At 63.7% G+C, this 12,404-nt stretch carries 10 protein-coding genes; all 10 read left to right on the top strand.

Annotated features, from left to right (window positions below; translation table 11 throughout):
• The first annotated feature begins 81 nt into the window (after positions 1–81).
• A complete protein-coding gene (locus tag CK951_RS14870) occupies positions 82–828 on the top strand; it encodes a site-specific integrase (protein ID WP_096786874.1) in 747 nt (248 codons plus the stop codon).
• A gap of 442 nt (positions 829–1,270) precedes the next feature.
• Positions 1,271–1,456, top strand: coding sequence for an AlpA family transcriptional regulator (locus tag CK951_RS14865; RefSeq protein ID WP_096786873.1), 186 nt, complete (start codon positions 1,271–1,273; stop codon positions 1,454–1,456).
• 131 nt (positions 1,457–1,587) lie between these two features.
• Positions 1,588–1,890: a hypothetical protein gene (locus CK951_RS21105; protein ID WP_157764573.1), complete on the top strand. Its 303-nt coding sequence runs from the start codon at positions 1,588–1,590 to the stop codon at positions 1,888–1,890.
• Entirely contained in the window at positions 1,887–2,780 is an 894-nt protein-coding gene (locus CK951_RS14860) for a DUF1376 domain-containing protein (RefSeq protein ID WP_198402363.1), read from the top strand. Before CK951_RS21105 ends, CK951_RS14860 begins: the two co-directional genes overlap by 4 nt.
• Before the next feature lie 187 nt (positions 2,781–2,967).
• Positions 2,968–3,639 carry a hypothetical protein gene (locus CK951_RS14855; RefSeq protein ID WP_157764572.1) on the top strand — a complete coding sequence of 224 codons (672 nt, stop codon included), beginning with the start codon at positions 2,968–2,970 and terminating at the stop codon, positions 3,637–3,639.
• Positions 3,640–3,848: 209 nt separating this feature from the next.
• Positions 3,849–5,351: an ADP-ribosylglycohydrolase family protein gene (locus tag CK951_RS14850; RefSeq protein WP_198402362.1), complete on the top strand. Its 1,503-nt coding sequence runs from the start codon at positions 3,849–3,851 to the stop codon at positions 5,349–5,351.
• A gap of 181 nt (positions 5,352–5,532) precedes the next feature.
• Complete coding sequence (locus CK951_RS14845) at positions 5,533–6,048, top strand: uracil-DNA glycosylase family protein (RefSeq protein ID WP_157764570.1); 516 nt, start codon at positions 5,533–5,535, stop codon at positions 6,046–6,048.
• A gap of 104 nt (positions 6,049–6,152) precedes the next feature.
• Positions 6,153–7,694: a class I SAM-dependent DNA methyltransferase gene (locus tag CK951_RS14840; protein ID WP_096786870.1), complete on the top strand. Its 1,542-nt coding sequence runs from the start codon at positions 6,153–6,155 to the stop codon at positions 7,692–7,694.
• Positions 7,691–8,791, top strand: a complete 1,101-nt coding sequence (locus tag CK951_RS14835) for a restriction endonuclease subunit S (protein ID WP_096786869.1) — start codon at positions 7,691–7,693, stop codon at positions 8,789–8,791. The genes CK951_RS14840 and CK951_RS14835 overlap by 4 nt, the downstream gene beginning before the upstream one ends.
• Before the next feature lie 29 nt (positions 8,792–8,820).
• On the top strand, positions 8,821–12,213 hold the full coding sequence (locus CK951_RS14830; RefSeq protein ID WP_096786868.1) for a DEAD/DEAH box helicase family protein: 3,393 nt from the start codon (positions 8,821–8,823) through the stop codon (positions 12,211–12,213).
• Positions 12,214–12,404 lie beyond the last annotated feature (191 nt).

The following is a 12,404-nucleotide window of genomic DNA, read 5'->3' as shown; positions in this document are numbered from 1 at the left end:
AACCGGACCACTCAATGGGGGCAGGCCAAGCAGCTTGAGGACCATGTCTTCCCGCGCATCGGCCGCCGTCCGATCAATGAGATGAAGCGGCGCGAAATCACCGACGCTTTGGCCGACCTCTGGGTGAAGCATCATCCGAGCGGCGTGAAGGTTCGCGGCAACGTGGAGCGGGTCTTCGACTACGCCATCGACCTGGAGCTTCGCGAGGATAATCCCACGCCGCCCCCGCGTTCGATGCCTCTGCACCAGCACCACGTCAAGCACTTCACATCCCTTCCGCACGAGCGCATCCACGAGTTGTGGGCGTGGTTGCACACTCGTCCGCGCATGGGGCCGCACACCCATGCCGGCATTGCCATCGCCGTACTGCTGGCGAAGCGGACGAAAGAGATCCGCATGATGAAGTGGGAGCAGATCGACTTCGACAAAGCGGTCTGGGTGACGCCGTTTGGCAATATGAAGAAACGCAAGATGCGCCGTCAGCCGTTGCCGCGGCAGGCGCTGGAGAAGCTGCAGTTCCTAAGCAATCTCGGTCGCTCCGAAAGCGGTTACGTCTTCGACAGCGGCAGAGGGAAGCCCATGTCGGAGAACGCGATGCTCATTGCGCTTAAGCGCTTCGACGACATCACGACCCACGGCTTTCGCGCGACACTCGGGTCGTGGTGCGCAGAGGGGAAGGTGGACAAGCGGGTGTCGGACTACATCAAAGCCCACCAGCCGAAGTATCTCGATGCCGCCTACCAGCGCTCGGACCTTCTGGAGGAGCGCCGCCTCGTCCTGCAGCAGTGGGCGGACTATGTGACCGAGCGGCCGGGCGGCGACATCTAGATTGGTATCTCAGCGCGTTCGCCTCTCGCTTGCCTTGGCGCCGTGAGAGGCGAGTGCGCCTTCTTCTGCAAGAATGGGTCGAAACCGGTCGACAGCGCCGTCGAGCTTCTGTCGGTCCGCTTGCCCGTGACTTTTGCCTCGAATTATCACAACGATGATAATGTGGCACTGGCCTGTGGTTAACCCCTATCATGACCATGATATCGCCGGCCGCAGCGTCTCATTCCCGTGCTACCTGATGGCCTTCTCAAACTAAATGAGGACGGCTACGGATCTTCTCGGCCGAGGAAAGATCGCTTGGACGGCATGATCGAAGGACCTCTACCGGCACGCCAACGCCGTTAGAGGCGGAGTGTGGACGTTTAAGCTCGCCAAGCCGTTTCCTCGCTCACGTTGAATTCCGCCGCAACCTGCGCGGTCGCGGACAAGCATGAGGAATGGAATGAAGGTTTTGCGTCTCCCTAAAGTTCTCGCGTCGACGGGCCTCTCGCGCTCGTCGATCTATGCCATGTCGGCTTCGGGGCAGTTCCCGAAACCGGTTCGGCTTGGCAAGCGCGCCGTCGGCTGGATCGAGGACGAGGTGATCGCGTGGCTCGCCTCCCGCGAGGCGATGCGCGGAGCCGCATAGTATCCAGTTCAGCGGGCGCCGATCTTTCACGCGCCAAAGCACCGACGTCTCCCTCCACAATAGGACATGCCGCCAGCGACGCCCGAGGGCGCCGCCGCTGGCGCTTGCATATCCATTTTTTGGATTTAGGAATGAACCAGCACCTCGCCGCTGTTCCTGCGCCTATCGGGGCAAACAGCACTCGTGAAACCTCTGACGACTACGCCCGCGTCCTGTGTCGCGACGGCAATTATCGCATCTCCCTTTGCCGGCAGGGCATCCAATGGCTGCTGCAGCGTCGGCGTGAGAACGCGGCCGCAGCGCAGGCGTGGGACAGCGTGGGCTACTGCACTACGTGCGAAGGACTGAAGCGGCTCGTGCGGCCTGTTTCCGGCCTTCTGTGCGATTTTGTGAACGGGCTGCCGGTCCACCTTCGCGGGGAGATCCCGAAGTGACGCAACTTCCGGCGCCCCTCGTCCCCGCCGAGGTTGATTTGCGTGGGTTCCCGGCGTTCATGCTGGACGTCGAGCGGCTGCTGGCATCGGAACTTGTTGCCATTGGTTCCCCCGAGGAGTGTTGGGCCGCCTGCTTGCTTTGGTGCCGTGCTTGGCAGCAGCACCCGCACGCGTCCCTTCCTGACGATGAACGCGTGCTCGCGTCCTTCTCCGGTGCCGGCAAGCGCTGGCCGAAGATCCGAGCAATGGCTTTGCGCGGCTTTGTGAAGTGCTCGGACGGTCGCTTGTACCATCGAGTTCTCGCGGAGCAGGCGATGGAGGCTTGGTCGCGACGTAAGAAGTACCGGGCGAGAAGTGCCGCCGGCAACACCGCCCGGTGGGGAACCAAGAACAGCCAACCTGTTGATGTTGTTGATGTGACCGATCCTTCAAGGATGCCTGATGGTATCCTTGGCAACTCCCGGGACAGTGAAGGAGAAGAAGAACGAGAAGAGAAAAGTTCTTACTGCACGGTTCTCGTCGCTGCCGCGGCGGTAGAGGCGAGCGTTCGTTCGGAGCAAGCGGCGTCTAAGCCGGTCGAGCCGAGCGAGGGCTACTCGGCCGAGTTCGAGGCCTTCTGGCAGGTCTACCCGAGGAAGGAGGGCAAGGGTGCCGCCTTCAAAGCCTTCCGGATCGCTAAACGCCGCGCGGCCGTCCAGCGGCTCATGGACGGGGCCACCGCCTACGCCAAGCGCCGCAAGGGCCAAGACCCCCACTACACCAAGCACGCTGCCACTTGGCTCAATGCCGACGGCTGGAACGACGAGCCCGCGCCCGAGCCGCCCGGCAAGCCGAAGGGCAAGTTCTCGCACATGCCCGGCTATGTGCCGATGGGGCCGAGCGGTTTCTGACATGAGCGTGTGGGTGAAGCTCCGCGAGAAGGGCATCACCCTCGGGCATGATCCCCCCGGTGAGTATACGACAGTCCGCCCCAGTGCAGTCACGGGCGGAAGCCGATGAACCAGAAGAAGCCGTGCCTCTCGGTCTGCGTTGGGCCGGCGCAAAGGAACAACGCGCAATAGGCGCGAACGAGACCGTGTGTTGTTACCGCTGCGGATGGGCAGGAATAGCGAAGCTCGGCCTCTGGACAAAGGCCCTCGGCTGGTGGTGAGGCCGCCGTCGTCCCCGGCCCGCGATCACAAGCGCAGCCTGCCGGCGTGGTTCAACAGCAAGCCCGAGGTCTATCAGAGCGAGATGGATCTTATCGGGGCGGATCGCTGGATCGACCGGCAGTACGTCTTGATCGTGCCGTCCGAAGTCGACGACGCGACGCTTGACTGGTTCCTCGACCGCGCGGAGGCTGCCGCAGTCCAGCACAATGCCAAGGTTCTGGTGGTCGACCCGTGGAACGAGATGGATCATCGCCGGCTGCCGGTCAAAAGCCTGACCGAATACACCGGTCGGGCGATCAAGGTCTTCAAGCGCTTTGCGAAGAAGTTCCTGGTGGCGGTCGTCATCGTGACGCACCCGGCGAAGCAGCACAAAGACCAAGACGGCAACGTCAAGGTGCCGACGCTCTACGACATCTTGGACAGCGCGCGTTGGTACAACAAGGCCGACGCCGGCCTGATCGTCCACCGGGTTGACAACCAGACCATCATCCGCGTGGCGAAAAGCCGCTATCATGTCGAAATTGGCATTCCGGGTGAGGTGCACGCCAACTTCTCGTCGCATGGCAGGCGATTTGCGATCCTGAGCGACGACGAATAGCGCCCTTGCGCGCCCGCAGATCGGAAGGAGAAGACATCTGCAGCCTCTACATGGCGAAGAAGCCTCGACGGAGGGAAAGATCATGAATGTGATAAACCTGTGACCACGCGGCGCAGCGTCCGAATTGTCTTGCTGATCCGAGGCCCACCAGAGTAGTTTCCGAGGTCTTAAAAAGAACAAGGCCCTCAGCATATCCATGCGGGGCTGCAATGAAGAGCCTCCCCCAATTGCGCACCAGCCTCACCCATCCCCTCCAGATCGCCGAAGTTCAACCGTTCCTCGGTGCCGGCCGTGTCGGCATCACCTTCTGCCCCGGCAAGAAGCAGCCCAAGGCTGCCACGGGCGCATGGGATCGCGACCTTGACCTCGACCTTGATGCCGTCGCCGCATGGAACGCTGCGGCCGTGGTGACGCTGATCGAAGACCACGAACTGACGGCTTTAAAAACAGAGGGTATGGGGGCGAAGGTGGCCGCGCGGCACATGGCGTGGTTCCACTTGCCAATCGGCGACTACTCGGTGCCGCCCGTATCCTTCGAGCGGCAGTGGACCGAAGTCGGCGAAGGGCTGCGGGCGCGGCTCCGCGCAGGCTTCAACGTGCTGGTGCACTGCAAGGGCGGCCTCGGCCGCGCCGGCACCATCGCGAGCCGGCTGCTCATCGAGCTGGGCATGGAGCCGAAGGCTGCCGTGCAGGCGGTGCGGACGGCCCGCCCCGGCGCCATCGAAACCGACGCGCAGCTCGCCTATGTCATGGCGCAGAAGCCCGTTCCTGAGGCCGAGCCTGCCGCCACCGCCGAGGCCATCAAGGACCGCGCTACAGGCGCTCTGCTGGGCCTCGCGGTGGGCGATGCCATCGGCACCACGCTGGAGTTCAAGGCGCGCGACAGCTACCCGCTCCTGACCGACATGGTGGGCGGCGGGCCGTTCGGGCTGAAGCCGGGCGAGTGGACCGACGACACGGCGATGGCGCTCGCGCTGGCCGACAGCCTCGCGCTTGATCCGAAGCTCGACGAGAAAGACCTCATGCGTCGCTTCGTGGAGTGGCACGAGAAGGGCACCTACTCCTGCACCGGCCGCTGCTTCGACATCGGCATCACGACGCGGCAGGCGCTCGGCCGGTGGAAGAAGTCGGGCGACCCCTTCGCCGGTTCCACCGATCCGCAGACGGCCGGCAACGGCAGCCTGATGCGCCTTGCCCCGGTCGCAGTGCGGCATTGGCAGGACCGCGCTCTGCTGCGCGACGTCGCCGCCCGGCAGAGCCGCACGACGCACGGCGCGCCCGAGGCCGTGGACGGCTGCGTGGCCTACGCCGAGGCGCTGGCAGACGCCATCGAGGGCCGCAAGCGCAGCGAGGTGCTGCGGGATCGGCTGGAGCCCTACGCGGGCGCTATCGCCTCGATCATGGCGGGAAGCTGGCGGGGCAAGCAGCGGAAGGCGATCCGCGCCTCCGGCTACGTCGCGCATTCGCTGGAGGCGTCGCTCTGGAGCGTCGCCCGCACCGGCAGCTTCGCTGAGGCGGTGCTGCTGGCGGCCAACCTTGGCGAGGATGCCGACACGACCGGGGCTATCGCGGGGCAGCTCGCGGGAGCAGTTTACGGAGCAGACGCCGTTCCATCTCGTTGGTGCCGCACTGTAGCTTGGTCCGACAGCATCATCGACGCAACTCGTGCGCTTTTTGCCGCAAGCGAATACAGGCCGTTGAGGCAAAGCTGAAGCGCGAGCAACGCAAGGCAACGAAGACATGGCACTCCCTGAGGCGCTCGAATTAACAGAGGTCATTCGCTCTTGCACAGCTTGCAGCGCTGATCTGTCTCGTTTTCCCGCCGATATAAGATTTCCCGATACGCCAGTTGCTCCGCGGCCCGTTGTGTCTTCTCCGAATAGAGCGTCAATAATGCTTGTCGGCCAGGCACCGGGTTTGACTGAATACATCAGCGGCCGCCCTTTCAGCGGCCCAGCTGGGGAAGAAGCTCGCGCGCTCTTCGAACAGTGCGGTCTGCGGAGGGATCAATTCGACGTCCTCGTTTATCAAACCTCCGTGGTAAAGTGTTTCTGCGGCAGAAAGGAAGGCAGCAACGGGCGACCGGAAGACGTGGTTCCGCCAGCTCCAATAGTTCGGGCGTGTAAACCGTTCTTGGTAAGGCAGATCGAGATTTTCAAGCCCAAGCTGATTGTATGTCTCGGCGCCTTTGCGGCCGGGCATGTTCAGAGGCTATTTGGGCTGGCCACCGGAGCCCAAGAAGATTACGTCGGCAGGATTGACTTCGTGGGTGATATGGGAGTTGCCTACCTGCCCCATACCTCGGGAAGAAGCCAGTTTCTCAACAAGCCGGAAAACAAAAAGCTCTTTATTAAAGCACGGCAGCTCCTCTCAGCGCAAATCCACCGCGTCGGCGCCGCCGGCCAATAACGATGTGGCGCGGATCAAGGCTCTGGCTTGCGAAAGATCACGCTTGAGGTTGCGCGTAGCGTCGGTCACAACAGCATAAACTTGGACTGCTTGGGACCATCAGGATGCTCACGGGACCTCTGCGCACGCAGGTCGATCAAATCTGGAACGCCTTCTGGTCGGGCGGCGTCTCCAACCCGCTGTCGGTGATCGAGCAGATCACCTACCTGCTCTTCATCAAGCGGCTCGACGACCTGCATACGCTGGAGGAGAACAAGTCCCGCACGCTCGGCACCCCGATGCAGCGGCGGATCTTCCCCGAGGGATCTGACGCCAAGGGCAAGCCTTACGAGGATCTGCGCTGGTCGCGGTTCAAGAACTTCGACCCGCGGGTGATGATGGAAGTGGTGGAGGAGCACGTCTTCCCCTTCCTGCGCACGCTGGGCGAGGTCGGATCGAGCTACGGCAAGCACATGAAGGATGCCCGCCTCGGCATCCCGAATGCAGGCCTTCTCGCCAAGGTCGTCGACCTGCTCGACAAGATCCCGATGGAGGACCGCGACACCAAGGGCGACCTCTACGAGTACATGCTCGGCAAGATCGCCAGCGCCGGGCAGAACGGCCAGTTCCGCACGCCGCGGCACATCATCAACCTGATGGTGCACCTGATGGCGCCGCAGCCGGACGACATCATCTGCGATCCGGCTGCCGGCACCTGCGGCTTCCTGGTGGCTGCGGGCGAATACCTGCGCGAGCATCACGCCGGCCTCTTCCGCGACGCGAAGCTCAAGCAGCACTTCCACGGCGGCATGTTCCACGGCTTCGACTTCGACAGCACCATGCTGCGGATCGGCGCGATGAACATGACGCTGCACGGGGTCGAGGACCCGGACGTCAGCTACCGCGACAGCTTGGCGGAGGAGCATGCGGGAGATGAGGGCCGCTACTCCCTGATCCTGGCCAACCCGCCGTTCGCGGGCTCGCTCGATTACGAGACGACAGCGAAGGACCTGCTGAAGCTGGTCAAGACCAAGAAGACCGAGCTGCTGTTCGTCGCGCTCTTCCTGCGGCTGCTGCGCACTGGCGGCCGGGCAGCGGTGATCGTGCCGGACGGGGTGCTGTTCGGCTCGTCGGGCGCGCACAAGGAGATCCGGCGCAGGCTGGTCGAGGACCACAAACTGGAGGCGATCATCAAGCTGCCCTCCGGCGTGTTCCGCCCCTACGCCGGCGTCTCCTGCGCCATCGTGGTCTTCACCAAGACCGGCGTCGGCGGCACCAGCGGCGTCTGGTTCTACGACATGACGGCCGACGGCTTCTCGCTCGACGACAAGCGCACGCCGCTGCTGGACGAGGCGAAGCTCGGCGCGGTGCCGGAGCAGCCGCTGTCGGCTGAGGACTACGCGAAGAACAACCTGCCCGACATCCTCGCGCGCTGGAAGCATCGGGAGGAGACCGAGCTGCTGCGCCCACGCACGGCGCAGAGCTTCGTCGTCGATGCCGAGGAGATCAAGGCGACCGGCAGCTGGGACCTGTCGCTGAACCGCTACAAGCAGGTGGAGCACGAGGCGGTGGAGCATTCCTCGCCCGCCGAGATCATCGCCGAGCTGCGAGCCATCGAAGCTGAGATTGCCGAGGGGCTGGATCGGCTTGAGGATATGTTGTCGTGAGTTATCCTATCGTTGCCCTGGGTGATGTAGCACACATCGAAATGGGCCAAGCGCCCAGCGGCGAAACATACAATGACAAGGGAGACGGCTTGCCGCTAATCGCTGGCGCCGGCGACTTTGGTGCTCTTACGCCGGCGCCAAAGAGGTACACCTCGGCTCCCGCGAAGGTGGCTGACGCCGGCGACATCATCGTTTGCATCCGAGCGACCATTGGTGACCTGAACCTTGCGGACAGAAGGTACTGCCTTGGCCGAGGTGTTGCTGGCCTGAGAGCCAAGAACCGTCATCTAGATCAGCGGTATCTTTGGCGCGTTATGGAGCACGCTGCCGACACCCTTCGCTCAAAAGGAAGGGGAGCAACGTTCCTGCAGGTGTCGCGAGCCGATATTCGTGGCCTGGAGATCCCCCTACCATCCTTGGAGGAGCAGAAACGCATTGCGGCGATCCTCGATCAGGCGGACGCGCTGCGTCGCCTCCGCGCCCGCGCCCTCGACCGCATCAACGCGCTCGGGCAGGCGATCTTCAATGAGATGTTTGGGGATCCTGTCATTAACGAGCATGGTTTGCCTACTCTGCCTCTTAAAGAGGTCGTTAAAGTTAGCAGCGGGCACGGCTTGATCGCAAAAGATATGCAGGGCGGCTGCGTCCCCGTGTATGGAGGCAACGGAATAACCGGCTGGCATGACGTTCCAACGCATCCGGCTGATACTATCGTGATTGGCAGAGTTGGCGTTTACTGTGGCGCGGTTCATGTTACAGATCGCCCGTCGTGGATTACGGACAACGCGCTCGCCGTAAAGAAGCTAATAGAGATCGACACTACCTTCTTGGCGTTCTCCCTCCGCCTAGCCAATCTAAATCAGTATGCAGGGAAGGCAGCTCAGCCACTTGTTTCCGGTAGCCGCATCTACCCCGTTCACATCCGTGTCCCAGCACTTCCCGATCAAGAAACCTTTTCTCAGCGAATTGCAGCGTGCGACGGCGTCACAGCAAGTCTGCGAGCAGCCTTGATCAACGCTGACCGTTTGTTCGCGGCGCTCCAGCACCGAGCCTTCATAGGTGAACTCTCGCCGTATCAGGTAGTATCCGCCGCCTAACACTTACTCATCGTTCTTGTGGTCGCTTCATGTCCCAGTTCGCCTTCCTCTCGCCCGAGTTCCTCGACCTCCTCGACCTCGCCAAGCGAGCAGAGGCGGCTGCCCTGACGGACCCCCGGGGCGCCTGCTTCTACGCCCGGCTGACGCTGGAGACGGCGCTGCAGCAACTCTACCGCAGCGATCCAGCGCTCCGGACGCCCTACGACACCAGCCTCGCCGCGCTGATCGCCGAGCCGAGCCTGACCGTCCTCGCCGGCCCCGCCATCGTCACCAAGGCCCGGTTCGTGAAGGACCACGGCAACCGGGCGGTGCATGACCCGCGGCAGGTCAAGGAAGCCTCCGCCGTCGCCGTCCTGCGCGAGCTGCACCACATCTGCTACTGGATCGCTCGGACCTACGCCAAGGGCGCGAAGCCCCCGGCGGGCCTCGCCTTCGACCCGGCGAAACTGGAGCGCATCCACGCCATCACCGCCAGCACGCTCGACCGGATCAAGCGGCTGAAGGAGGAGCATGACGCCGCCGCAGAGCGCGCCAGAGCGGCCGTAGCGGCCCGTCAGGCCTCGGAGGAGGGTCGTGCTGCGCTGGAGGCCGAACTCGCCGCGCTACGGGCGGAAATCGCGGCCATACGCGCGACGAACCAGAAGGCCGAGGATCACCACGACTACAACGAGGCCGCCACTCGCGATGCCTTCATCGACCTGCTGCTGGAGGAAGCTGGCTGGCCGCTCGACAAGCCGCAGGACATCGAGTTCCCGGTCGAGGGCATGCCGAACCAGCAGGGCAAGGGCTTCGTGGACTATGTGCTCTGGGGTAGCGACGGGCTGCCGCTCGCGGTGGTCGAGGCGAAGCGGACGCGGAAGGACGCGCTGGTCGGTCAGCAGCAGGCGAAGCTCTATGCCGACTGCCTGGAGAAGCAGTTCGGCCGCCGGCCGGTGATCTTCTGCAGCAACGGCTACGAGCACTGGTTCTGGGACGACCGGATGTACCCGCCGCGGCCGGTCTCGGGCTTCTACAAGCGCGACGAGCTGGAGCTGCTGCACCAGCGCCGGACGAGCCGGAAGAAGCTCGATGGCGTGGAGGTGGACGAGACCATCGTCGAGCGCTTCTACCAGACGCGGGCGATCCGCCGCGTCGGCGAGGCCTTCGAAAAGGACCGGCAGCGCAAGGCGCTCCTGGTGATGGCGACGGGCTCGGGCAAGACGCGCACGGTGATCGCGCTGATCGACCAGCTGATGCGCGCGAACTGGTGCAAGCGGGTGCTGTTCCTCGCCGACCGGGTGGCGCTGGTGAAGCAGGCGCATGGTGCGTTCAAGGCGCACCTGCCGAGCGCGCCGAGCGCGAACCTGCTGGAGGGCCACGACCCGAAGAAGAACGACCACTCGGCCGCCCGCGTCTGCCTCTCGACCTACCCGACGATGATGGGGCTGATCGACGAGATGAAGGACGGGACGAAGCGCTTCGGCCCCGGCCACTTCGACCTGATCGTGATCGACGAGGCGCACCGCTCGGTCTACCGCAAGTACCGCGCCATCTTCGACTACTTCGACGCCCTGCTGGTGGGCCTCACCGCCACACCGCGCGACGAGATCGACCGCGATACCTACTCGCTCTTCGAGCTGGAGAAGGGCGTACCGACCGACGCCTACGACCTGGAGGATGCGGTGGCCGACGGCTACCTCGTGCCGCCCTCGGTCGTGTCGGTGCCGCTGAAGTTCCAGCGCGAGGGCATCACCTACGACCAACTCTCGGATGACGAGAAGGCAGAGTGGGACGCGCTGGAATGGAGCGAGGACGGCGAGATCCCGGACCGCGTCGAAGCGGACGACGTGAACAAGTGGCTGTTTAACAAGGACACCGTGGACAAGGTGCTGGAGCACCTGATGACCCACGGCATCAGGGTGGCCGGCGGTGACCGCCTTGGCAAAACCATCATCTTCGCCAAGAACAGCAAGCACGCTCAGTTCATCGCGCAGCGCTTCGACGCGAACTACCCGCACCACGCCGGCCAGTTCGCCCGGCTCATCGACTACAGCGTGGTCTATGCCCAGTCGTTGATCGACGACTTCTCGGACCCGGAGAAGGCGCCGCACATCGCGGTGTCGGTTGACATGCTCGACACCGGCATCGACGTGCCGGAGGTGGTGAACCTCGTCTTCTTCAAGATCGTGCGCTCCAAGACCAAGTTCTGGCAGATGATCGGCCGCGGCACCCGCCTGCGCCGCGATCTGTTCGGGCCGGGGCAGGACAAGGAGGCGTTCCGCATTTTCGATTTTTGTCAGAACTTCGAGTTCTTCAACCAGAACCCGACGCGGACGGAGCCGGTGATGGGCCTGCCCCTCGGCGCCAGGCTCTTCACCACGCGGCTCGACCTGATCGACGCGATGGCGGGCAAGGAGGAGCACGCCGAGCTTGCCGCTGGGCTTAGGGACCGGCTGCACGAGGAGGTGGCCGGCATGTCGCTGGAGAACTTCCTCGTCCGGCAGCAGCGCCGCACGGTGGAGAAGTTCCAGCACCGCGATGCCTGGGACAGCCTCGGCGCCGAGGATCGGGAGGATCTGGCCGCCCACATCTCCAGCCTGCCGACGGCGCTGCAGGACGACGACCTGCCGGCGAAGCAGTTCGACCTCCTGACGCTCGGCGCCATGCTGCGCCTGCTGAAGTCGGATGCGGCCTTCGCGCAGTTCGCGCTGCGCATCCGCAAGGTTGCGGCCGACCTGGAGGGCAAGGCGAACATCCCGATGGTCGCGAAGCAGCTGGAGCTGATCGCCGAACTGCAGACCGACGCCTACTGGGAGGATGTGTCGCCCGAAGAGCTGGAGCATGTCCGAAGGTCGCTGCGCGCCCTTGTGAAGCTGATCGACCCGCGCGAGCGCAAGATCGTCTACACCGACTTCACCGACGAGATCGGTGCAGGCACCGAAATCACCATCGACGCCATCAGCCCCGGCATCGACAAGCCGCAGTTCCGCAAGAAGGTCCGCCGCTTCTTGGAGAAGCACAAGGACCACATCGCGCTCCTGAAGCTGCGTCGCGCCGAGCAGCTGACACCAACCGACCTTGCCGAGCTGGAGAAGATGTTTGTGGCCGAAGGCGTGCAGGTCGAGGAGGGCGAGGGTGAGATCACCCAAGCCGGCGGCCTCGGCCTCTTCCTGCGCAGCCTCACCGGCCTTGACCGGAAGGCGGCCAAGGAGGCGTTCAGCAAGCTTACCGACGGCCGGACGCTGACGGCCGCCCAGAGCGAGTTCATCGACCTCGCCGTCAACCATCTCGCCGAACAGGGCATCATCGAACCCGCGCTCTTCTACGAGAGCCCATTCACCGACCTGAACGACCAGGGCATCGGCGGCATCTTCCCGCAGGCCGACGTGGAGCAGATCGTGGCAATCGTGAAGCAGATCAGGCAGACTGCAGAAGCGGCGTAGCGGGACGGTTCCGAAGCGTGCTTTCGGATGTGCAGGACGCCGAACCTTGTGCGCATCAGGCAGCCGGTGGCTGCAGTTGATGCCGGTAACCGCCAAATCGGTATACGCTATGGCATACGAGGCGACGGGGCGCTACGCTAACCCACTGAAGTCAATAGGCTAATTCGCAACATGATGGCGGAGGGAATGGG

This window comes from Rhodobacter sp. CZR27 (assembly GCF_002407205.1).
Lineage (GTDB): Bacteria > Pseudomonadota > Alphaproteobacteria > Rhodobacterales > Rhodobacteraceae > Cereibacter_A.
The sequence above is the reverse complement of the archived record's forward strand: the minus strand, read 5'-3'. Positions and strand labels throughout refer to the sequence as shown.